Genomic DNA, 23,409 nt, shown 5'->3' with positions numbered 1-23,409 from the left:
GATTCAGGGGAAAGGTGCAGAATTGGTGTCATGCATTTTCTTTTAATCCCTTGAGCTTAAAGGAAAGTGCCACAAACAAGACACCAAAAATAAACGCGTACATCGCAATCACCCATATAAGGGCCGTCGCACCTGCAGCGGGATTAGACATCAGAAAGCCACCGAACAGAATGGAAATAATACCTCCGAGAATAAGCAGCCACTCTCCGGCAATCTCCTTCCTAAGCCTGACCGCGGCGATAATCTCCAGCACGCCTTTCACTATCGCCCAAACGGCTATGTAGAACAGCAAGGCAACCGCAGTGAGTCCCGGCACAGTAAACGTCATAATCCCGGCCGCGATCCCGACCACGCCCCATAGCATCAGTACCACCCAGTTATCCCGTTCTTTGCGCTCCATAATGGCTGTCCACACCTGAAGTGCACCGTCCACAAATGCGAAAATACCGAATACCAGAATAAGTGTTTCCACCGACTCTTCCGTCGGCAAGGTCCAGAGCATTAAGCCGAAAATAATGGACGCGATACCACGCAATAACAACACCCACCAATTTCTCGATAGCGCTCCAACCAACTGTTTTTGTAGCGTGTCTGTTGGTTCCATTGTGCTTTCCTCTCAGTATTTGTTTTGGCGAGACGCCGCAAAACACCAGCGTTCGGCATGTTGAGAGTGAAGCGCTATTTAGTTGACTGTGATGTGCTAAGTTTGCAACCCAGTATGAGATGGTTAGCTTATGGAACGCAGCTCAAATTTCTTTTGAAGAGGAATGGATAGGTGCAGCTCAGGACTATAGCTGCACGGATAAACCCAAACAGCCTGAAGATTAATCCAATAATTGAGTACGAATATCTGCCCATGAAGTGGCAGTAAAAGTTGGTTCAATACCTTCCGGTTTCACTTTGCCATCAACATTCAGCCAGCCAGTGTCGATGCCCGCATTGATGCCACCAAGGATGTCGGAATCTGCATTGTCGCCAATCATCAGGACGCGCGCTTTATCAGGGTGACCCATTTTATTGAGGGCATGATCAAAGATAGCGACATCAGGCTTAGCAAAGCCAACTTGTTCTGAAATGACCACCAAGTCGAAGAACTCCTGAAGCCCTGTTTTTTCGAGGCGGATTTGTTGAAGCTGCACAAAGCCATTAGTGATGATACCGAGTTTGGCATGTTGCGCCAGCAAAGGCAGGGTTTCACGTACACCTTCCAAAGGTTCACAAACATCCGCCATGGCATCGAGAAAGCGGCGGTTCAGCTCAGTCGGCGCGATATCCAAGCGTTCAGCCCACAAAAGAAAACGGTCTTCTTGAAGCTGTTTCGCTGAGATTTCACCGTTTTGGTATTTCACCCAAAGCGGCTTGTTGACTGTCTGATACTCTGCAAAATCCTGCTCGGTAAAGTTAACGCCTAAGGTTTTGAACATTGCTTGAAGACCCGCGAAAGCATCGAAAGAAAACAGGGTCTCGTCAGCGTCAAATAAAATCCAATCGTACTGCACGTTATATCTCCTTCGTGAAGCCCGTATTATGGCACGCATTTTCCGTCTGCAGAAAAAGAAAAAGCCCGCCTAAACAGGCGGGCTTTCTTTCCCTTTCGGGTATAAACGCCGGAGCGATTATTTCTTAGCCAGACGCTCTTTAATACGAGCTGCCTTACCAGAACGCTCACGCAGGTAGTACAGTTTGGCACGACGTACTGCACCGCGGCGCTTAACAGTAATGCTGTCAACAACTGGTGAGTGAGTTTGGAATACACGCTCAACGCCTTCACCGCTAGAGATCTTACGAACGGTAAATGCTGAATGTAGACCACGGTTACGCTTAGCGATTACAACGCCTTCGTAAGCCTGCAGACGCTCACGCTGTCCTTCTTTAACTTTAACTTGAACGACAACAGTGTCACCTACGTTGAACGCAGGAACGTCTTGTTTAAGTTGCTCATCTTCGAGCGCTTTGATGATGTTACTCATTTTCTATACCCTAGAATAAACTGATACTAAATATCTTTAGGTACTTGTCTGTGTTCGTTAATGAACTCAGCAAGCAGTGATTCCTGTTCGTCAGTCAGAGCTAGGTTTTCCAGGAGCTCTGGTCTTCTGAGCCAGGTACGGCCCAGCGATTCTTTCAATCGCCAGCGGCGAATGTCCTTATGATTTCCAGATTTCAGTACCGAAGGTACTTCCAATCCGTCCAACACTTCAGGACGTGTGTAGTGAGGGCAATCCAGCAAACCATTTGCAAAAGAGTCTTCTTCCGCTGACGCAAAGTCTCCGAGGACACCCGGTACAAACCGGGCAACCGCATCAACCAACGTCATGGCTGGCAGCTCACCGCCACTGAGCACAAAATCCCCGATAGACCATTCTTCATCGACTTCGGTTTGTATAATGCGCTCATCTACCCCTTCGTAGCGTCCACAGATAAGAATCAACTTCTCGTTCTGCGCCAGCTCCTCAACACCTGCTTGGTCAAGCTTTCGGCCTTGAGGTGAAAGGTAAATCACTTTCGCCTTGCCATCAGCGGCTTTCTTGGCAGTGTGAATGGCATCGCGCAAAGGCTGAACCATCATCAACATGCCTGGGCCTCCACCATATGGGCGGTCATCAACCGTCCGGTGTTTGTCGTGGGTAAAATCGCGGGGATTCCACGTTTCTACCTCGAGCAGGCCTTTTTTAACCGCCTGGCCAGTTACCCCAAATTCAGTAACAGCACGGAACATTTCAGGAAAAAGGCTGATTATACCAACCCACATTTTTCCACTCCCATTGCTTTAAATGTTACTGGGGGAATTAAAATCCAGGATCCCAGTCAACTTCGATCCGTTGAGCAGAGCGATCAATCAACTTGATGACTTGCCCATCGAGGAACGGTATTAAACGTTCCTTCTGGCCAAAAGCATCTTTCGGGTTCGCTTGAATGACCAATACATCGTTAGAGCCCGTTTCCAGAATGTCCGTGACTTTACCCAGGTTGTACCCTTTGGTTGTCACCACTTCCATTCCGTACAGTTCGCGCCAGTAGAATTCTTCATCTGACAGCGAAGGCAATACTTCTGCATTGATAGCGATTTCAGCATTTGTCAGTGCCTGAGCGTCTTCACGCTGATCCAGACCTTTCAACTTGCCTACATAACCCTGACCATGGCGTTTCCAGTCTTCAAGACTGAATTCCTGCCATTCGCCACGCACTTTGATAAACCAAGGTGTGTAGCTAAAGATGTTTTCAGCGTTTTCAGTGTAAGAAAAAACTTTGAGCCAGCCACGGATGCCATAAGAAGCACCTAGCTTGCCTACTACAACCTTTTCTTGCTCACTCATTTCTTTTTCTTTCAACCCTGACACTAATCAATTACGCAGCTTTAGCAGCGTCTTTGATCAGCTTAGCTACGCGGTCAGAAACAGCTGCACCTTCGCCAACCCAGTGGTTAACGCGGTCCAAGTCCAGACGCAGCTTCTCTTCTTGACCCTGTGCAACTGGGTTGAAGAAACCTACTTTCTCGATGAAGCGACCGTCGCGAGCTTGGCGGCTGTCTGCAACAACGATTTGATAGAATGGACGCTTTTTAGCGCCGTGACGTGCCAAACGAATGGTTACCATATCGTCCTCTTTGCATTACTAAATTAAATTGGCCCCGTGCTAATACGGGGCCTCGTGCCAAAATAAAGCTCCGGAATTTTACGCTTTCTGTGATCGAATGCAACTGCTTTAGCTAAAAAAGCATCAGCAGTAACTGGACTTCAATCACTTAGCGATTCCGTCGCTCTATCGAATCCCAGCCAGCGTCTTTCATCTGACCGGAGAATAGGTTTTATTGCGGTTTAGCGCGGGAACATACCACCGCCACCACCCATGCCGCCCATCATGCCTTTCATATTGCGCATCATGTTCTTCATGCCGCCCTTCTGCATCTTCTTCATCATCTTCTGCATCTGGGTAAACTGCTTGAGTAGACGGTTAACGTCCTGTACCTGAGTACCTGAACCAGCGGCGATACGTTTTTTACGTGAGCCTTTAATCAGGTCTGGACGTGCACGCTCTTTCGGCGTCATGGAATTGATGATGGCTTCCATCTGGACGAAGATTTTATCATCCACTTGGTTTTTCACATCATCCGACAGGTTTGACATGCCCGGCAGTTTGTCGAGCATCCCCATCATACCGCCCATGTTCTTCATCTGTTGAAGCTGGTCGCGGAAGTCCTGAAGGTCGAAACCTTTCTTCTCTTTAAACTTCTTCGCCAGTTGCTCGGCTTTGTCTTTGTCGACATTGCGCTCGAGATCTTCAATCAGTGACAGCACGTCACCCATGCCAAGGATACGGCTGGCAACACGGTCAGGGTGGAACGGTTCCAGTGCGTCGGTTTTCTCACCTACACCCAGGAACTTGATTGGCTTACCGGTAATATGACGAACAGACAGCGCCGCACCACCACGTGCATCACCGTCCACTTTGGTCAGTACCACACCGGTGAGTGGCAGCGCATCGTTGAAGGCCTTAGCAGTATTTGCCGCATCCTGACCTGTCATGGCATCGACCACGAACAGGGTTTCAACAGGGTTGATTGCCGCGTGGACGTCTTTAATCTCGTCCATCATCTCTTCGTCGACGTGCAGGCGACCTGCGGTATCGACAATGACCACGTCATAGAATTTCAGCTTGCCGTGCGCCAATGCTTCACTGGCGATATCAACCGGCTTTTGGTCCGGCGTTGATGGGAAGAAATCAATGCCCACATCGCCCGCCAGCGTTTCCAGCTGTTTGATCGCCGCTGGGCGATAAACGTCAGCTGAGACCACCAGCACTTTCTTCTTGTGGCGCTCTTTGAGCATTTTACCCAGCTTACCGACACTGGTGGTTTTACCCGCACCTTGCAGGCCCGCCATCAGTACCACAGCCGGTGGCTGCGCTGCCAAATCCAACTCAGAGTTGGATTCACCCATCACTGCTTCAAGTTCAGATTGAACAATCTTGATGAATTCCTGACCTGGAGTCAGGCTTTTCGACACTTCCAGTCCAACTGCGCTTTCTTTTACTTTCTTCACGAAGTCACGAACCACTGGCAGCGCAACATCCGCTTCCAGCAGCGCCATGCGTACTTCACGCAGCGTGTCTTTTATATTGTCTTCTGTCAGTCGACCGCGACCACTGATGTTTTTCAGCGTACGGGATAGACGATCCGTTAGGTTTTCAAACATGTCCTACTCGCTTATCTACGCGATGGCACCACGTGACCCGAAATCCTGTCAGGTGGCGATAAACACAAAATTGGCGCGATTATATCTCATTATTGCTGCTGCTTACATGCTGCCTTTAACGATAGTTTTAAAGTGGCTTGCAGGCACTTTTCCTAAAATTTGTCGCGGGTAATCTCAAAGATCGGTCCGAGTTGATAGCGACTCTCAGTTGCGCAAGGTATACTGATTCCTTCCTTTTTGACGCGATGTTGTTGAAAGACACATGGATATCTTTTTAGCACTTACCGCTGCTTTGCTTTATTTCGCGGCGCTTTTGCAAATCATTCCCGGCCTGTCCGGCCCGAATCAGATCCCAGCCCGCTCGGTGTTTCTGAGTGCTTCTGGTGCGTTGGTGCTACATGCCTACCTGCTTTCTGATCTCATTCTGTCAGGCGGTGGACAGAACCTTAGTATTCTCAATGTCGCGTCCCTTATCAGCTTTATCATTGCTGCGATTACCACCGGGCTCATGTTCAGGATGAGAATTTGGGTGCTATTGCCTGTGGTTTATAGCTTCTCAGCCATCAATCTAACCGCGGCGACGCTGCTGCCTGGTGCGTTTATTACTCACCTAGAAGCACATCCAGAAGTGTTGATACACATTTCTCTGGCGCTCTTCTCGTATTCCACACTGATGATTGCCACTTTATATGCCATTCAACTGGCATGGCTCGACCACCAGCTGAAAAATAAGAAGAAGCTGGTGATGAACCCTAACCTGCCTCCACTCATGGCTGTTGAACGACAGCTTTTCAACATCATCCTGATTGGTGAAGTTCTGCTGACACTGACGTTACTGACTGGTCTTGTGTTTGTGCAGGACATGATTGCTCAGGGCAAAGCCCACAAAGCCGTGCTGTCTGCGATGGCATGGGTTGTCTACGGCGTGCTGCTGTGGGGGCATTATCAATCAGGATGGCGCGGACGCCGCGTTATCTGGATCAGCATCGTGGGAGCATTTCTCCTAACTCTCGCCTATTTTGGCAGCCGCTTTGTCCGCGAAGTGATTATCGCAGGTTAACGGTCTCTCAATTCAGACGCCCCTTTTTATAGGCTTTCTTTACCCTAACGGGGCGTTTGTGTATAAAGTTTGCGCAGCAATGTTTGACATGGACGCAAATTCTTGCCCTTAATTAGGGTTGAACCAAACAAGAAGGAACTTGCAATTTGGACGACATATCGACGGGAACGCTAGCGACCGTTTTGGTATTGCTCATCTTTATTTCTGCGTATTTTTCCGGCTCCGAAACCGGCATGATGGCATTAAATCGATACCGGCTTCGGCATCTATCCAAGCAAGGGCACAAAGGCGCCAAGCGCGTAGAAAAGCTGCTTGAACGCCCAGACAGGCTGATTGGCCTGATCCTCATCGGAAATAACTTGGTCAACATTCTCGCCTCCGCCATCGCAACCATTCTGGGCATGCGCCTGTTTGGCGATCTCGGCGTCGCGATTGCAACCGGTGGCCTTACCCTTGTTATCCTCGTGTTTGCAGAGGTAACACCAAAAACCCTCGCAGCGCTCTATCCAGAACGCGTTTCCTACACCAGTAGCCTTTTACTCAATGTTTTGATGAAAGCGCTTTATCCACTGGTTTGGGTGGTCAATGGCATTACTAATGGCTTTCTTAAAATTCTGGGGCTTGCGACTGATCACAGCGGAAAAGACAACCTTAGCTCTGAAGAGCTTCGTACAGTCGTGAATGAGGCTGGCGGCCTTATCCCTCGCCGTCACCAGAATATGCTGCTGTCGATTCTGGAGCTCGAAGAAATCACCGTGGATGACATCATGGTGCCGCGCAATGAAATCACCGGTATCAACGTCAATGATGACTGGAAAGCCATCATGCGACAGCTCACCCATGCGCCGCATGGCCGCATGGTGCTGTATCGCGACAACATTGATGAAGTGGTTGGCATGCTGCGGGTACGTGAAGCCTACCGGATGATGGTGGAAAACGAGTTCAACAAAGAGAACCTGTTACGCGCGGCGGATGAGGTTTACTACATTCCGGAAGGCACACCGTTGAACGTCCAGATGCTGAAATTCCAGCGTAACAAACAACGTATCGGAATGATTGTCGACGAATACGGCGACATCATCGGCTTGGTAACACTGGAAGATATTCTGGAAGAGATCGTCGGTGAATTTACTACCTCGCTTTCACCAAGTCTGGCTGAAGAAATTACCGCCCTACCAGACGGCAGTTTCATGATTGATGGCACGGCGAATATCCGGGATCTCAACAAGAGCCTGAATTGGGAGCTTCCTACTGACGGCCCCCGCACCTTAAACGGATTGATACTGGAACACCTTGAAGATATCCCGAGTAGTCAACTCAGCATCGAAGTGGAAGGGCATCAAATGGAAATAGTGGAAGTGGCTGAGAACATGATCAAACAGGTCAAAATCTTGCCTGTACCCAAAAGTGCCAAAGCCTAACCATCTGGTTACATTAACCAAGAATCGACAATAGCCAGCAGACGCTGGCTATTTTTTTGTCTGATCCGCGCAAACCTGCTCCCAATTCTCATGAACCGTAATCTCACTTTCAACACGAATGACTAAATTATCAGCTAATTTTAAATAAGCGCTTAATCAATATATGCGCGGTTATTTATTGCACCATTTATTTGTGCTTGCTGGGAAAGGAAAGCAATCATGTTTAACGGGAAACTAAGAAAACAACTGGAAGAACTGGAATCAAGTGCTTCACATAACCAAGCCCTTTTAGATGCCATTAACAACAGTGTTGCGACAATTCACTTCACACCTGAAGGTGTCGTCAAACACGCAAATAACATATTCCTTGGCGCCGTAGGTTTTACGCTCGAGCAATTGACAGGAAAACATCACAGAGAGCTGTGCGACCCTGAATACGGTCAAAGTTTCGAGTATCAAAAGTTCTGGGAGCGACTACGTGCAGGCGAAGTGATTAGCGGCACGGTGCCACGATTAAACGCGCAAGGCGAACGACTTTGGTTAGAAGCCACTTACTTCCCTATAAAACAAAACGGTACTGTGGTTGAAGTTATGAAGATCGCAGCCGATGTGACGGAAGAAAAAATCCGGCTTGATGACCAGGCCGCTGTCTTTGAAGCGTTGAATAAATCAATGGCCATGATTGAGTTCCACCCTGACGGTACAATTATCCAAGCCAATGATAACTTTCTGGGTGCAGTGGGATATACGCTCGATCAGATCCAAGGCAAGCATCACCGGATGTTCTGCCCTGATCATTTTTATCAGGATAACCCTAACTTCTGGGCAGAGCTCGCAAGTGGTGATTTCAAAGCTGGCCAGTTTGAACGTAAGGATTCCATGGGGAATGTTCTGTGGCTCCGAGCGACTTATAACCCCGTATTTGATGACAAAGGCAACGTGGTCCGTGTTGTTAAGTTCGCAAACAACATCACCGAGAAAGTAACACAAGAGCACGCGATTCGTGATGCTGCAGGTGTGGCATACTCAACGTCGGTCAAAACTGCAGAGATTGCTACAAGAGGTGCAGGTGTTCTGGAGTCAACGGTCGCGACATCTCAATCGATTTCCGACCAGGTGCTGGAAACCTCTAACGCCATCACCCAGCTCAATGAGCAATCGAAAAGCATTGAAGCTATCCTATCCACCATCAGTGACATTGCTGACCAAACTAATCTGCTGGCACTGAATGCTGCCATCGAGGCGGCGCGTGCCGGTGATCAAGGCCGGGGCTTTGCAGTGGTAGCGGATGAAGTCAGACAACTTGCAGCGCGTACCAGCCAGTCGACGGCTGAAATTACCGATGTGGTGAAGAAGAATCGCGACTTAACGTCTGATGCCACGCGAAAGATGTCCAGCGTATCTGAAGCGGCAGAGAAAGGCACTCAGCAGATATCTGAAGCATCCTCCGTCATGGAGGAAATCCGCTCCGGTGCAGAAAACGTCGCGCAGACCGTATCCGGCTTAAACGTCGGAACCTGACGAAAACAACCAATAAAAAACGCTCCCTCGGGAGCGTTTTTTATTGCACGGACACAAACGCTTATCGGATACGGTTACCGCTATCAGTATCAAACAGCACCAGTTTTTCGGGATTAAAACCAAGGTGTGCCATATCCCCTGCGCTTAGCGAAATATTCGCTGGCATTCGGGCAACGACTTCCTTACCACCCAGCGAAGTAATCACATAAGTGTCCGCGCCGGTTGGCTCAGTCACATCAACTTTGCAGTGCAGCGTGCCCTCGCCATCTGCCTGCTCGGTGATGTCTTCCGGCCTCACCCCAAGGCTGACAGTTTTCCCAACATAGGCAGCCAAGTCTGCAAATCCTACGTCAAAGGCTATAGATTGATGCTCTCCATCAAACCCTTCCAATTGCAACACGGTGCGGCTCGCGTCTGCCTCAATAACTTTGGCATCCACAAGATTCATGGATGGGCTCCCCATAAAGGTTGCTACAAAGGTATTGGCTGGATTGTCATAAACTTCAGCAGGAGATCCTAGTTGTTGAAGCTCGCCGTCTTTCATCACTGCAATTTTCGTTGCGAGTGTCATCGCTTCGATCTGGTCGTGGGTCACGTACACAATCGTTGCGCTCAAACGCTGGTGAAGACGTTTGATTTCGGTACGCATATCAACGCGTAGCTTGGCATCCAGATTCGACAACGGCTCGTCAAATAGGAAGATTTTCGGGTCACGCACAAGTGCCCTCCCCATCGCCACACGTTGACGTTGACCACCGGAAAGCTGACCTGGTTTTCGGCTCAGCAGGTGTTCAATCTGCAGCATTGAAGAGACTTCATTTATCTTGCGGTCACGCTCTGGTTTTGGAACGTTACGCATTTCCAATCCAAACGAGATGTTCTGACCGACGGTCATATTTGGGTAAAGAGCGTAAGACTGAAACACCATGGCGATATCGCGGTCTGCCGGGTGCAGGTCGTTAATCACCACATCACCAATGGACACTTCCCCATCACTGATGCTGTCGAGGCCAGCAATCATGTTCAGCAAGGTCGATTTACCACAGCCTGACGGCCCCACCAGCACCAGAAAGTCACCATCATCGATGGCTATATCTATGCCCTTTAAAACCTCTACATGGCCAAAGCGTTTTTTTACATTATTAAGCGTCAAAGAAGCCATTCACATTATCCTTTTACTGAGCCAGCCATCAGACCGCGTACGAAATAGCGACCGGCCAGGACATAAACCAAAAGGGTGGGCAGTGCCGCAATCATGGCGCCAGCCATGTGCACGTTGTATTCCTTTACACCCGTAGAAGAGTTCACCAGATTGTTCAGGGCTACGGTGATCGGCGCGGTATCTCCAGATGCAAAAGACGCGCCAAACAGGAAGTCGTTCCAGATGTTGGTGAACTGCCAGATGATGGTCACCACAATGATAGGGCCAGAGCTTGGCAACAAAATACGGAAGAACATTTGGAAGAAACCTGCCCCATCTATCATGGCGGCACGAATCAACTCACTGGGAAACGCTTCGTAATAGTTGCGGAAAAACAGCGTGGTGAAACCCAAACCATAAATCACATGCACCATCACCAGCCCTGGCGTGGTATTCGCTATCCCAAGCGTACCGAGGACCTGACTCATAGGCACAAGCACCACCTGGAATGGAATGAAGCAGCCAAACAGCATCAAACCGAACACCCATTTGTGCCCCGGGAAACGCCACTTGGTGAGCACATATCCATTCAATGCACCCAATATGGTGGAAAGCAAAACACCGGGCACCGTGATGGCGATTGAGTTACCGAAGTAGCCGCTGATCCCTTCGCAGGTAAGGCCGATACAGGCTGTTCCCCACGCAGCTTTCCATGGCTCCACCGTCCACACTTCTGGCAGCGCCAGCATATTGCCCTGACGGATTTCATCCAGCTCTTTAAAGGATGTCACCAGCATCACGAACAGAGGAAGCAGATACATACAGGCGAACACAATGAGCGTGGTGTAGATCAGCACACGCCAGAATTTTGCGCCCTGAAACGGGGATTTGTTATCAATGCTCTCCATGCTTGGGCTCCTTCAACTCGCTGTAGAGATAAGGGATGATGATCGCCGCAATGGTCATCAGCATGATAATGGCACTCGCAGAACCCACTGCCATTTGGTTTCGCGAGAAGGTGTACGAATACATAAAGGTGGCCGGTAATGCCGTTGCATTACCCGGACCGCCTCCCGTCAGCGCAATAACCAAGTCGTAGCTCTTGATCGCCATATGGGCGAGCACGATGAAAGCGCTTAAAAATACCGGGCGAAGCTGAGGGATAATGATACGTCGATACATCTGGAAGGATGACGCCCCATCAAGCTGCGCCGCTTTCAGCATTTCGCTGTCGATGCCACGAAGCCCTGCCAGGAACATAGCCATCACAAAGCCGGAGGTTTGCCAAACCCCTGCGATAACAATGGTGTATATCGCCATATCCGGGTTGATAAGCCAATCAAAGCTGAAGCTCTCCCACCCCAGTTCATGCATGGTTTTTTCAAGCCCAAGGCCGGGGTTCAGGAACCACTTCCACGCGGTACCTGTCACGATAAAACTCAATGCCATTGGGTAGAGGAATATCGGACGCAATCCACCTTCTATGCGGATTTTCTGATCGAGTAAAATCGCCAGCAGCAGCCCCAAAGCACAGCAAATCACAATGTAGAGAATGCCGAAAATGGCGAGATTTTCGAGCGCCACCTGCCAAGTAAGACTGTTCCAGAGTTTTTCATATGGCCGAACTCCATCGAGGTTATAGTTCGGCAGCATCCGCGAACGGCTGAATGAAATGTAGGTTGTCCAGGCAATAAAGCCATAAACAAAAAAGAGGATCAGCGCGAACGAGGGAGCAATAACAATTTTTGGCAACAGTTGCTGCCAGAACTGGCGCGAACTGTATTTTCCTTGAGAAGCCATAGTTGATCCTTCAAACGACGAGAAACGACTATCCGTGTAATAAAAAAGGGAAGGGTTTACCCCTTCCCTTTTTCCATTGGATTACTGAGCATCCTGAACGGCAGCAACCAGTGCTTTCGTCGCTTGCTTGGAGTCCATACCACCGTTGAAGTGGTTGGTCACCACGTCATAGACAGCATTTTTTACTGCTGCTGGCGCAGCGTGACCATGGGCCATGCTGCCAACAAGCGTGTTGTTTTTGTTGGCTTCCGCCAGATCCGCCATACCTTTTTTACCACAGGCATCAAACGCATCATTTGGTACGTCAGTACGTGCCGGTACAGAGCCTTTTACTACGTTAAATGCTGACTGGAATGCCGGAGACATGATGGCTTTAGCCATGGCTTTCTGCGCATCCGAATCACCGACATCGAACATCACGAATTGGTCAGAGTTAAAGGTCACCATGCCTTGGGTGCCTGGCATGCGGAAACAGAGGAAATCTTCATTTGGCTTCTTACCGGCCTTAAGGAATTCACCTTTCGCCCAGTCACCCATGATTTGCATGCCTGCCTTGTCTTCAATCACCATGGCTGATGCCAGGTTCCAGTCGCGACCTGGGAAGTTCTTGTCCACATAGCCACGCAGTTGTGTCATACGGTCAAAAATTTTCACCATGGTATCTGAGCCCAGCGCGTCAGGGTCTAAGTCGACCATCGCTTTTTTGTAGAAGTCGATACCACCAGTGGTCAATACCACACCATCAAAGATGGTTGCATCCTGCCAATCCTGACCACCGTGTGCCAGTGGGATGTAACCCGCCGCTTTCAGCTTATCCAGTGTTTCAATCAACTCATCCCAGTTAGCTGGCTGTTTAGCGCCGACTTCATCCAGCAGTTTTTTGTTCGCCCAAATCCAGTTAGTTGAGTGAACGTTCACTGGCGCAGAGACCCACTTACCATCGTATTTGGCAAAGTTTTGCAGCGCATTCGGCACAACAGTATTCCAGCCCTCCGCCTCAGCGACACCATTCAGATTGGCCACCACGTCTTCTGCTGCCCAGTCCTGAATATCAAAGCCCAGCATTTGCACTGCTGTAGGGGGATTACCCGAGGTCACGCGAGCACGTAGAACCGTCATTGCGTTACCACCGCCGCCACCGGCAACTGGCATGTCCTGCCAGCCTACGCCCTGGCCTGCCAAATCGTCCTTAAGCACGTTAAGTGCTGCGGCTTCACCGCCCGACGTCCACCAGTGCAGCACTTCTACATCTTCTGCCTGAGCGACAGTCGCTGATAACAGCAAAGTACCTGCGAGGGGCAGGGTTTGCATCATGTTGTTCTTTGTCATGATAGTTGTCCCATTGTTGTCGTTGACCTGCGATTACTGCAGTCTTCCTTTCCTATAAGGGAGGTGAGGCCAGACGTTCAGCCCTTATCCCACTACCGAACAACATGACGAACGAACCACAAGCTCCACGCCAACGAGGGCGTTTTCTGGCACCTTCTGGTTCTCTCGCCATTGTTGCAAGCGTTCACATGCCATTTGGCCAATGTCCTCAGCTCTGACTCTCACGGTCGTTAGCGCTGGAGACATCAACCGGCTGTCCTCTAAATCGTCAAACCCCACCACGGCAATGTCTTTACCCGGTGTTAAACCACGCTCCTGCAAAGCGGTGTAGACTCCGTAAGCCACCACATCGGTGAAACATACAATGCCAGTGATCGATGGATCTCTATCCAGCACCCGGTTCACCGCGATGGTTCCGCCCTGACGCTTGGTCGAGTTTGGCTCAATATCTCCGTCTTTCACCGTTAAACCCGCTTCCTGCATGGCTTTTAAAAAGCCGTCTTTACGCTCGTGATAATCGGAAATGCTGGCCAAGCCACCAACGAAGGCTATCCGCTTGTGTCCAAGTCCAATCAGGTAGCGTGTCGCTAAATACATTCCCAAACGGTTATCCGGCATCACTGTAGGCACATTTGCACCTTCGACATCACGCATCAGGCAGACGACAGGATGCGAAGCACTGGCAAGGTTTTTCAACCATTCAGGTTCAGTCCCCGGCGCAGGCGTGATGAAAAAACCCGCCACGTTATGCTCTTTGAGTGATGCCACCATCGAGCTTTGACGCTCAATGCTCTCGTTAATGTTTACGATGACCGGCATATAGCCACGCTGTTCCAGCTCTACTTCCAATGCCATGATGACCTGAGCCAGATACGGGTTCGCCAGATCGTTGGCAACTATCGCCACCAAATTTGATTCGCGGTTTCGCAGTCCAGCCGCATCGCGGTTGTACACATATCCCAGCTTACGAATGGCCTCGTTCACTTTGGTGACAGTATCGGCCTTAACGCCTGCCCCTCCACGAAGCACCAGAGACACAGTGGATTTAGAGACACCCGCTGCTTTTGCAACGTCAATCACCGTGGCTTTTCTCGGACTGGAATGTCCATTTTTGTTTCCTGTCGCCACGTAAGGATCACCCCTGATTGACCACGTTCTGCCCGTAAAAAAATTTACCTTTCAATTACAAATATATGCGAGCAAAAATAAATTATGATTAAAAAATAAACTGGAACGTTCCAATAAAGGTAGTATATTTGTGGAAAATAAGTTGCAATTTCGTTAAATCACGGGTTTAAAACAAGGATTAGATCACAACGCTTGCGCAAATCCTGTTAAGACCCCTTAAGGACGTTACTGGTGACACCTTATTCCCCTTTAAACATTGCGGCCTTTAGGTGATATCCAAGTATCAAAAGGAGGACGTATGCCGCTTTCCACAGAAAACATGCCACAGCAAATCCGCGACTTTAAACAAGCTTTGAAAGCTCAAATGCCGGACTATCAATCACGCTTTGAGCAAGTGTCAGAGGCCATGAAAGTGGAGGTCGAGCGCATTAAGCAAGAGGAGAGCAAGGGCTCAGCAATCCCTGAGTTTGAGTTTGCCGACATTGCTGAAAGCGGCTTTAGCGATGAACAGAAACAGCAAGTGCATAGGGCAGGTTGTTGCATTGTTAGAAATACCTTGCCAGCAGAAGAAGTTACCGAGCACAACGAGGCGCTTTCCCAGTACATTATCGATAACGGGTACTACGACCACACACCCACTGTGGAAGACAATTACTTCAGTCAACTGAAATCGGATAAACCACAGATCTTCGGGATCTACTGGTCCCAAGCACAGATCTGGGCACGCCAGCATCCTAATATGGCGACTGCACGCAGACACCTCAACCACCTTTGGACTTGGCAGGACAAAGGCAAAACGTTTTTCAACCCGGATCTAGAAGCCAGCTACGCGGATCGCGTCCGTCGCCGCGAGCCGGGTGACGCCACCCTTGGCCTTTCCCCTCATGTTGATTCCGGCTCTATCGAACGCTGGATCGAACCCCATTACCGTGAGGTTTATCGCGAAGTGTTCCTCGGCGATTGGCAGAATTATGAAGCTTTTCATGGCGCTAACCGTATCGAAGTTGAGGAGTACCCATCCCCTGCTGTATGCAGCGTGTTCCGTACTTTCCAGGGGTGGGTGGCGCTCACCTCTCAGGGCAAAGGTGATGGCACCCTTCAGATGGTTCCTTCGACTATGGCGATGCCTTACATGCTACTTCGGGCTATTCAAGATGATGTGCCTGAAGAAGATCTCTGTGGTGCAGCACCAGGACGTGCGTTAACCGTCTCTGCTAAATGGCATCCAATTTTGCTGGAAGGCTTGGTTTCGATTCCCAAAATGAACCCTGGCGATACTGTCTGGTGGCACCCGGATACCATTCATGCCGTAGAAGATAAACATAATGGCGATGGCTATAGTAATGTGTTGTTTATTGGTGCTGCGCCGGATTGCGAGAAAAACCAGCTCTTCCTTGCCAAGCAGCGCACGGCTTTCCTAAATGGCGAAAGCTGTCCAGACTTCGCACCGGAGCACCACGAAAGAACTTATACAGGACGCGCAACCTTGGATGACTTAAGCGAACTCGGCAAACGCCAAATGGGTTTTGAGTAACCTGAACAGAAGCGATGAGAGTTTTTGGGTTGTCTTAGACCAAACGCAAAAAAGCGCCGGGATCGGCGCTTTTCATTTTCGGACAACACTCACTGACGACTGCTAGAAAGGCCACCAGCTTCGGTTATCTTCCAGCTCTTCACGGCAGCTTCTCAACTGCCCACCGTAAGTTTTAGCCTGACGTTCGACTTTTCTCGCCACTTGCATCACTTTAGGCTTGGATTTGTAAGTGCCACGCTTAAAGCCTCCACGCCCTTCGTGATAGGCCAGATACTGGTTGTAAGCATCCCACTTAGAAATGCCCAGTTGCTTCTGAGTTTCGCTGGTATACCAGCCGATAAACTGCATTGCATCACCAAAATCTGTGCGAGAACCACCATTTCGGGTTGCCTTCTGATAATCAGACCAAGCTGGATCCTGCGCCTGAGCATAACCATAAGCACTGCTCACCCGACCCCATGGGATCACCCAAAGCACATAGTCTCTTGGCGGTACCGCATCATGAACGTAGGAGCTTTCCTGCTTCACAAATGCCATAGCAATATGAATTGGTGTCCCCCATTCATCTTCCATGTCGACCGCATCTTCATACCAATCGTCATACTGGCGGAAAATACTGCAAAGGTTATCAGGATTTTTCGGCGGAGGCGTCGCACAACCGGTTAATACCAGTGCGCAGAGAACAAGCAGCCATTTGGGAGAAACGCGCATGGGTGTCCTTTCAATCTGTCGCTTTTATTGGCACATACAAAAACAGGCTGGGGATACCAGCCTGTTTGTACTAAATAGGTATCACATCAAAGCGATACACTATCACCAAAATACTCAGCCAGATACTGCTCGAAGCTGATACCGTCGCCTTGCTCCACATCTTGCTGACGTTTCAGGCTGGCTTCGCTTTCTTCTTCAAACTGCTGCTTCGAGAAAGCCTGATAATCGCCATCGGCAAACAAAACCTGGTTGTCGCGGGCAATACCTAAACCAACTTTGCCGATGCTTTCATTATCGAGTACATCTTTCAGCAGTTTCGCTGACAGGGTTTTATCCGGGTTTTCAAACCAAGATGACAGCTCTTTGCAGACTGACTGGTATTTATCGCCACCGTAAGCACTGTCCATCACCACTGCCAACTCCGCCAGATCAGCAAAGACACGTTGTCCCCATTCAGCTTGAGTCAGTTGCTCGCCATCACAGCCAATTTGCAGGGTAAGGCCCGGCTTACGTCCCTCAAGAACCACCTTGTTCCAGTTTTCACGCCAGCATTGCAGTTCGCAGTCTGTCATGGGTGCAGATTCTGAAAGCGCACACCAAGTGATGAACAAGTCGAGGAAGTAAACCTGATAATCATCAATGCCCACTGGGCTGAACGGGTTCACATCAAGCGAACGTACTTCGATGTATTCAACACCGCCACGCTCCAAAGCTTCAGATGGTTTTTCACCACTTTTCGCTACACGCTTTGGACGAATCGGCGCGTAAAGCTCGTTTTCAATCTGGAGCACGTTACTGTTGAGCTGGCGATAACCGTTTTCGTCCTTCACGCCAATCTTTGCAAAGTCAGAAGATGGCGTGCCAATTGCCGCACGCACACCTTGCAGATACTGCTCAAGGCCATTGAAGCCAATCTTCAGGCTGCTTTGCGCATTATTGGTGTAACCCAAATCGCTCAGGCGAAGTGAGGTTGCGTAAGGCAGATAACAGGTACCATTACCCACCTCTTTAAAATCCAGTTTCGACTCGGTTTTGTTGATAAACGATCCACAAAGTGCCGGTGAGGCACCGAACAGATAAGGAATCATCCAGCCAAAGCGATAGTAATTTCGGATCAAACCAAAATAGGCTTCAGACACGGATTCCTGTCTTGCGTATGGTGTCTGATCGCCAAACAACTGCTGCCAGAAACTGCTTGGGAACGAGAAGTTGAAATGCACACCGGAAATGATTTGCATCACACTGCCGTAGCGGTGCTTCAACCCCTGACGGTACAGGGTTTTCATTCGTCCCACGTTTGAAGAGCCGTACTGTGCCAATGTGATGTCGTCTTCGTTCGCGACATAGCAAGGCATCGACATTGGCCATAAGGATTCTTCGCCCAGTGTGCGATAGGTGAATCGATGTATGTCCTGCAGTTGCGAGATCATTTCAGGCACGGAATAGGTCACCGGCGTGATGAATTCCAACAATTGCTCGGCGAAGTCGGTCGTGATCCACTGGTGAGTCAGGGCAGAGCCTAACGCTTTTGGATGGGCGTCGGAGGACAGCGTACCTTGTGGTGTGATGCGCAATGCTTCGCGCTCAACACCTCGGCCAATGCCTTTGAGCGCTTCCGGATTTGCGGAGAACGCTTCCAACCTTTGGGAGAAACTAGTCAAGGCTGCACTCGTTTATTGTCATAAAGCAGTAAGATGGCTAAGCATAATCACTCTTGTCAGCAAAAGCCATCTCACTGTTTTTACTCATCGCTTCCCTGCCGTAATTTAACGTCTAATTCTCAACCACTAAACGCTTTACGGGCAGTCCCAATGTGGAGAGTGCTGGCTCTAGAGACGCTGCATCCCCCACAATAATCACTTGATACGCTTCGGGTGAGAACCATTTTGCTGCAAGAGCATTAAGCGTCTCTTTTGAAACCGTATCAATAATGGCTTTCTGTTGCGCTTTATAGTCTGACGACAACTGATGGCGCATCATGTTGGCAATAAGACCGGCTTTGTCCCCCGGTGTTTCATAGCTCAACGCTTCTTTTTGGCCCACAGCCAATCTCAGGAAACTAAGCTCATCGTCGGTGATACCACTTGCGGCAATCTCGTTGAGTTCATTCTGCATCTCGCGGACGGTATCGACCGTACTGTCTGCGCGCACTTGCGCCTGAAATACGACGCGGCCTGTATCCTGATTCCCGACAACATAGCCGCTGGCTCCATAAGTGTAGCCTTTGTCCTCACGAAGATTAAGGTTAAGGCGCGAGTTGAAATTTCCGGCTAAGTTGAAGTTTGCCAGTTTGGTCTTGAACATCTCGCCAGTGGCGTCATAAGGCATGGCATGACGCACCATTTGCACCACACTTTGCGGCGCACCCGGTTTGTCTACCAGCCAGATTTGAGGCTCAGCATATTGCTTGCGTTCTGCTGGCGCTGGAGCCGTTGCCTTCTGGCCTTTCCAGCTACTCAACCCATTTATCTTTGATAACAAGGCTTGCTTATCAATGTCTCCGACCGCAATCAGGCGAGCGTTGTTGGGCGTGTAATTGTTCGCATAAAATTGCTTCACGTCTTCGAGCGTGAGGCTGCTCAGGGTTTCTTCGGTTCCTTCAGACGGCAATGCATGCCATGGATCACTATAGAGGATTTCGCGTCTGGCCTGCCCAGCCTGCCATTGCGGCGTCTGATGACTGAACTGGATGCCTTCCAGTGCCTGCTTCTTCAAGCGTTCAAAGTCTGCCTCTTCGAAACGCGGATTAAACAACATGTCTCCTGCAAGCGTTAACGTTTCACGCAGATTTTTGGTCAGTGATGACACACTAATGGTAGTGCCACGTGAAGAAGCGCTGAAGCTGACACTTGAACCCAGACGATCTAATTCAGCAGCAATATCCTCGCTGCTTCGATTGTTCGTCCCTTCGGTAATCAAATCGGCAGTTAACGACGCTAGACCATTTTTACCCTGTGGCTCCATCAAACTTCCAGCAGGAAGGATCAGATGCACAGTGATCGTTGGAGTCTCGTTGGATTCGGCACCTGATATTACGATCCCATTGCCTAGCTTAGAGTGATAAAGCTCTGGCACTTTCACCGTTACTGCGCCATTAGGACCCGGTGGCATACTGCGATCAAAGGTTTCCGGGGTGAACCGCATCGCTGGCTTTTCTGACTCACCGGATGATGTTGCCCGGATTGCGGTATAGTTCTGCTCAGCTGCTTGCAGGTTCTTTTGTCCCTTCGGAACCACGGAGACATTGACCGAAGGTTGCTGCCAAACAAAGCGGTTGATGGCATTTTCCACGTCTTTCGTGGTCACTGCGCTAAGCTCGCCAAGCCAGTTTGCCAACCTATCCGGTTCGCCATAAAACGTTTGATTCGACGCAAGTTGGGCAACTTTGCCATGCACACTCTGAAGACCAAACACAGCACCTGCTTCTGCGCTGCCTTTCACTTGCTCAAGATCGTCTTCTTTGATGCCGCGGACTTTGAGTGAATCCAGCACTTTCATCACGTCACCGCGAAGCTCGCTAAGATCCTGTCCGCGATTACCCAACACATAAAGCTGGAAGTTACAGGAAAGCTCTGCACAATCCTGATATGCACTGGCACTTAGGGCTTTACCGGGCTTCACCAAGTCCTGATACAGCAGGCTGTTGCGCCCCTGTCCCAAGACCGAGCCCAACATATCGACCGCCACGCGGGATTCTGCGCCCGGGTATTCAGTCGGCCAGCTCATTACCAGCATTGGTTGCTGGATATTGTCTTCGAGCGTCACAAAGCGATCGGCGTCGATGGTCACCGGCCATTTATCGGCGACATCTACTTCCGGTCCACGTTGGATATCACCAAAGTATTTGTTCACCCACTTCAGTGTCTGTTCAACATCGATATCGCCACCAATAGTTAGCGTGGCATTGTTCGGCCCGTACCAACGCAGGAAGAAGGCTTTCAAGTCGTCAACATCAACACCATTCAAATCTTCCACATAGCCAATCGTCGGCCAGCTGTAAGGATGAGTCGGCGGATAAAGCGCCGCGGCCAGGGTTTCATGCACAAGACCATATGGGCGGTTTTCGAAGTTCTGAGCACGTTCGTTTTTCACCGTATCACGCTGGATTTCAAACTTGCGTTGGGAAACCGCTTCTAGCAGAAAACCCATTCTGTCCGATTCCAGCCACAGCATTTTTTCAAGTTCATTAGCCGGGACAGTTTGATAGTAATTTGTACGATCACGATTAGTGGTGCCATTAACACTGCCTCCAGATTCAGTGACAAACTTGAAGTGTTGTTGATCACCCACATGCTTTGACCCCTGGAACATCATGTGCTCAAAGAAATGCGCAAAGCCAGATTTTCCTGGCACTTCGCGGGCAGAACCAACGTGGTAAGTCACATCCACATGCACCAATGGATCTGAGTCATCCGGATGTAGCACTAGAGTTAGTCCATTGTCCAATTGGTATTTCTGGTAAGGGATCGACGGGGTGTTCTCACCCGCTTTCTTTTGTTCAATAACGGTGATGCCTTCAGGCAGCGAAGGCTGGGATGTGGTCTGATACACGCCACACCCCGACAGCCCCAAAACAGCGGCAGTGAGGATAAAATAACGCACTAACTATCCTTTCTATGATCGTTAAAAAAGAAGGCCTCGGGTGACCAGTGCCAAAATGAGATAACGCAGCGCTTTGCCGATCGCAATCAAGATCCAGCACCAACGTTTTTTGAGTCTCAGCCATCCGGCCGCAAGACAAAGGGGGTCACCAATAATAGGAAGCCAGCTTAGGAGCAACGTCCAGTAACCGTATCGTTGCAACCAGCTAATGGCTCTTTGACCGTGTTTTTGGTTAAGGGTTCGCGCGGGAATAAAACGGCCTATCCAATAGTTAGTCATGCCACCAAGGGTATTACCCAAAGTCGCCACAATGACCAGTATGGCTATACCGTAGTCACTTTGTTTAAGAAGGTAAATCAGGTTGGCTTCTGAGCCACCGGGGAGCAAGGTTGCGCTGAGAAAACCGGTAGAGAACAATACCCACAGCGCAGAGTCACCACTAATCCAATCCAACGTCTGTCACCCGTACATCTATGACATCCATCCCTGCTGCTGCCGCAGCATCAATGCCAAATATCGCGTCTTCAAACACCAGACACTTTTCCGGTGACACATTCATCAACTGCGCACAGTGCAAAAAGGTATCAGGCGCAGGTTTGTGGGCGGAGACTTGATCTGCCCCTACCACATGATCAAATAAATGGAGAAGTCCGGATTTCTCCAGCATTCTCGCTGCAATATCAGTCAGAGTGCCTGTTCCCACGGCCATTGGCTTCTTGCCTGCATAACGTTTAGCAACTTCAACAAACGGCAATTGCTCGAGATGCGCTTCCATCAAGTGCTTGAAAGACTGCGTTTTGTGGTCTGCCAATGTTTGGGGCTCAATCGCCAGCCCCAACTCTTTCACCAGAGTTTGAGCCGTTAAAATTGTCGGACTGCCACCACGGGAGTGATACCAACTTTCATCAACTTCAAACCCAAAATCAGTGGCTGTCTGCTGCCAGGCTGCAAAATGCGCGGGCATCGAATCGAGCAGAGTGCCATCAAGGTCAAAAATCAACGCTTCGTATTTGTCGTAGCGACTCATTATTGCGGGATCTCCAAAAGAATTTTTCCGCGGGTTCTGCCGCTTTGAATATCGACATGCGCCTGAACACCGTCTTCAAGCGGATAGATTTTACTGATTTCGATGGTAAGTGAATTGTCCGAAACCGCATTCAGCAATGCATCAAGTTGGGTAACATTCGGCTGCACCAGCATACCCTGAGCAATGACACCACGTTTCTCTGCGGCTTCGATAATGCGCGGAGCCGTAATTGTTGGCACAGTGACCACACGACCACCGGCTTTCACTGAAGCCAATGCCGCTTCGCCAACATCGCCGCCCATCAGGTCAATCAGCACATCGATATCCTGAACCTGCTGTTCAAGTGGTGCTTTGCCATAATCCAGAGCGGTTGCCCCCAGCGAGGAAACAAACTCGGCATTTTTGGAGGAAGATGTGGCAAAGACATCTGCGCCCTTCGCTTTCGCCAACTGGATAGCGATATGGCCAACACCACCTGCGCCCGCCAGGATCAGCACTTTGTCATCTTTGGTTGTATTGGCCAACTCAAGCGCCTGCAAAGCTGTCAGACCCGCAACGGGAAGCGTTGAGGCTTGCTCCAGAGATACATCCTCCGGCACAAAAGAAAGCGCGTCAGAAGGCGCGCAAAGATATTGGCCATACCCTCCTCCCTCGACAATACGACCCACAACACGATCACCAGCTTTGAACTCTCCGCTATCATGCACGACCACACCTGCTGCATCAAAGCCAGGCGTCCATGGCAAGCTGTCTTTGATTTTCTCTGCGCCCCAGCCAAGACCCGCACGGGTTTTAGCATCGATAGGGTTAACGCCCGCGAACGCCACTTTCACCAGTACCTGGTCTTCAGATGGTGTAGGGATATCGGTTTGTTGCAGCTTGAGGGTATCCGGTTCACCGAAAGCAGTGATGGCAAGTTGGAGGTTCTTTGGCATAGTTT

22 protein-coding genes are annotated in these 23,409 nt (G+C 49.8%); 4 read left to right on the top strand and 18 right to left on the bottom strand.

The window, feature by feature from the left end; genetic code table 11:
- Nucleotides 1–28: 28 nt before the first annotated feature.
- From GCE9029_RS20115 to ffh, 7 genes are all read right to left on the bottom strand, one after another.
- A complete protein-coding gene (locus GCE9029_RS20115; RefSeq protein ID WP_062666312.1) occupies nt 29–604 on the bottom strand; it encodes an HdeD family acid-resistance protein in 576 nt (191 codons plus the stop codon).
- Nucleotides 605–824: 220 nt separating this feature from the next.
- Nucleotides 825–1,499 (bottom strand): pyrimidine 5'-nucleotidase, encoded by a 675-nt coding sequence (gene yjjG / locus GCE9029_RS20110; protein ID WP_062666310.1) that lies wholly within the window; start codon nt 1,497–1,499, stop codon nt 825–827.
- Nucleotides 1,500–1,616: 117 nt separating this feature from the next.
- Complete coding sequence (gene rplS / locus GCE9029_RS20105) at nt 1,617–1,970, bottom strand: 50S ribosomal protein L19 (protein WP_002540060.1); 354 nt, start codon at nt 1,968–1,970, stop codon at nt 1,617–1,619.
- A 26-nt stretch (nt 1,971–1,996) separates the two neighbouring features.
- Nucleotides 1,997–2,752, bottom strand: a complete 756-nt coding sequence (trmD, locus tag GCE9029_RS20100) for a tRNA (guanosine(37)-N1)-methyltransferase TrmD (protein ID WP_062666308.1) — start codon at nt 2,750–2,752, stop codon at nt 1,997–1,999.
- Between the two features lie 37 nt (nt 2,753–2,789).
- Nucleotides 2,790–3,317 carry a ribosome maturation factor RimM gene (gene rimM, locus GCE9029_RS20095; RefSeq protein ID WP_046306468.1) on the bottom strand — a complete coding sequence of 176 codons (528 nt, stop codon included), beginning with the start codon at nt 3,315–3,317 and terminating at the stop codon, nt 2,790–2,792.
- A 31-nt stretch (nt 3,318–3,348) separates the two neighbouring features.
- On the bottom strand, nt 3,349–3,597 hold the full coding sequence (gene rpsP, locus GCE9029_RS20090) for a 30S ribosomal protein S16 (protein WP_002540065.1): 249 nt from the start codon (nt 3,595–3,597) through the stop codon (nt 3,349–3,351).
- A 221-nt stretch (nt 3,598–3,818) separates the two neighbouring features.
- Nucleotides 3,819–5,195 carry a signal recognition particle protein gene (ffh, locus tag GCE9029_RS20085; protein WP_002540066.1) on the bottom strand — a complete coding sequence of 459 codons (1,377 nt, stop codon included), beginning with the start codon at nt 5,193–5,195 and terminating at the stop codon, nt 3,819–3,821.
- Between the two features lie 262 nt (nt 5,196–5,457).
- Between ffh and GCE9029_RS20080 the strand changes: the two genes are divergently transcribed.
- The 3 genes from GCE9029_RS20080 to GCE9029_RS26950 all read left to right on the top strand — a co-directional run bounded on the left by GCE9029_RS20080 (nt 5,458) and on the right by GCE9029_RS26950 (nt 9,197).
- Nucleotides 5,458–6,255: a cytochrome C assembly family protein gene (locus GCE9029_RS20080; RefSeq protein WP_062666306.1), complete on the top strand. Its 798-nt coding sequence runs from the start codon at nt 5,458–5,460 to the stop codon at nt 6,253–6,255.
- 146 nt (nt 6,256–6,401) lie between these two features.
- On the top strand, nt 6,402–7,676 hold the full coding sequence (locus GCE9029_RS20075; protein WP_062666304.1) for an HlyC/CorC family transporter: 1,275 nt from the start codon (nt 6,402–6,404) through the stop codon (nt 7,674–7,676).
- Between the two features lie 219 nt (nt 7,677–7,895).
- Nucleotides 7,896–9,197, top strand: coding sequence for a methyl-accepting chemotaxis protein (locus GCE9029_RS26950; RefSeq protein ID WP_062666302.1), 1,302 nt, complete (start codon nt 7,896–7,898; stop codon nt 9,195–9,197).
- 61 nt (nt 9,198–9,258) lie between these two features.
- Here GCE9029_RS26950 and GCE9029_RS20065 read toward each other — a convergent pair whose 3' ends face one another.
- The 5 genes from GCE9029_RS20065 to GCE9029_RS20045 form a co-directional block, all read right to left on the bottom strand.
- Nucleotides 9,259–10,359: an ABC transporter ATP-binding protein gene (locus tag GCE9029_RS20065; protein WP_062666300.1), complete on the bottom strand. Its 1,101-nt coding sequence runs from the start codon at nt 10,357–10,359 to the stop codon at nt 9,259–9,261.
- A gap of 5 nt (nt 10,360–10,364) precedes the next feature.
- Nucleotides 10,365–11,246, bottom strand: coding sequence for a carbohydrate ABC transporter permease (locus GCE9029_RS20060; protein WP_062666298.1), 882 nt, complete (start codon nt 11,244–11,246; stop codon nt 10,365–10,367).
- On the bottom strand, nt 11,233–12,138 hold the full coding sequence (locus GCE9029_RS20055) for a carbohydrate ABC transporter permease (protein ID WP_062666296.1): 906 nt from the start codon (nt 12,136–12,138) through the stop codon (nt 11,233–11,235). The genes GCE9029_RS20060 and GCE9029_RS20055 overlap by 14 nt, the downstream gene beginning before the upstream one ends.
- A gap of 81 nt (nt 12,139–12,219) precedes the next feature.
- Nucleotides 12,220–13,467 (bottom strand): ABC transporter substrate-binding protein, encoded by a 1,248-nt coding sequence (locus tag GCE9029_RS20050; protein ID WP_062666294.1) that lies wholly within the window; start codon nt 13,465–13,467, stop codon nt 12,220–12,222.
- An 84-nt stretch (nt 13,468–13,551) separates the two neighbouring features.
- Nucleotides 13,552–14,547 carry a LacI family DNA-binding transcriptional regulator gene (locus GCE9029_RS20045; RefSeq protein WP_062666292.1) on the bottom strand — a complete coding sequence of 332 codons (996 nt, stop codon included), beginning with the start codon at nt 14,545–14,547 and terminating at the stop codon, nt 13,552–13,554.
- A 346-nt stretch (nt 14,548–14,893) separates the two neighbouring features.
- Here GCE9029_RS20045 and GCE9029_RS20040 point away from each other — a divergent pair, with 346 nt between their 5' ends.
- Nucleotides 14,894–16,129 (top strand): YbiU family protein, encoded by a 1,236-nt coding sequence (locus GCE9029_RS20040; protein ID WP_062666290.1) that lies wholly within the window; start codon nt 14,894–14,896, stop codon nt 16,127–16,129.
- A 102-nt stretch (nt 16,130–16,231) separates the two neighbouring features.
- Here GCE9029_RS20040 and GCE9029_RS20035 read toward each other — a convergent pair whose 3' ends face one another.
- The 6 genes from GCE9029_RS20035 to GCE9029_RS20010 form a co-directional block, all read right to left on the bottom strand.
- A complete protein-coding gene (locus GCE9029_RS20035) occupies nt 16,232–16,840 on the bottom strand; it encodes a transglycosylase SLT domain-containing protein (RefSeq protein WP_062666289.1) in 609 nt (202 codons plus the stop codon).
- 86 nt (nt 16,841–16,926) lie between these two features.
- Nucleotides 16,927–18,501: a glutamate--cysteine ligase gene (gene gshA, locus GCE9029_RS20030; RefSeq protein WP_082804400.1), complete on the bottom strand. Its 1,575-nt coding sequence runs from the start codon at nt 18,499–18,501 to the stop codon at nt 16,927–16,929.
- A gap of 112 nt (nt 18,502–18,613) precedes the next feature.
- Nucleotides 18,614–21,442, bottom strand: a complete 2,829-nt coding sequence (locus GCE9029_RS20025) for a M16 family metallopeptidase (RefSeq protein ID WP_062666286.1) — start codon at nt 21,440–21,442, stop codon at nt 18,614–18,616.
- Nucleotides 21,443–21,463: 21 nt separating this feature from the next.
- On the bottom strand, nt 21,464–21,895 hold the full coding sequence (locus tag GCE9029_RS20020) for a YqaA family protein (protein ID WP_062666284.1): 432 nt from the start codon (nt 21,893–21,895) through the stop codon (nt 21,464–21,466).
- A complete protein-coding gene (gene yqaB, locus GCE9029_RS20015) occupies nt 21,882–22,469 on the bottom strand; it encodes a fructose-1-phosphate/6-phosphogluconate phosphatase (protein ID WP_062666282.1) in 588 nt (195 codons plus the stop codon). Before yqaB ends, GCE9029_RS20020 begins: the two co-directional genes overlap by 14 nt.
- The gene (locus tag GCE9029_RS20010; protein ID WP_062666338.1) at nt 22,469–23,404 is read right to left on the bottom strand and encodes an NADP-dependent oxidoreductase; all 936 of its coding nucleotides are present in this window, start codon (nt 23,402–23,404) and stop codon (nt 22,469–22,471) included. Before GCE9029_RS20010 ends, yqaB begins: the two co-directional genes overlap by 1 nt.
- Nucleotides 23,405–23,409 lie beyond the last annotated feature (5 nt).

The organism is Grimontia celer (assembly GCF_900055185.1).
GTDB classification, from domain to species: domain Bacteria; phylum Pseudomonadota; class Gammaproteobacteria; order Enterobacterales; family Vibrionaceae; genus Enterovibrio; species Enterovibrio celer.
The sequence above is the reverse complement of the archived record's forward strand: the minus strand, read 5'-3'. Positions and strand labels throughout refer to the sequence as shown.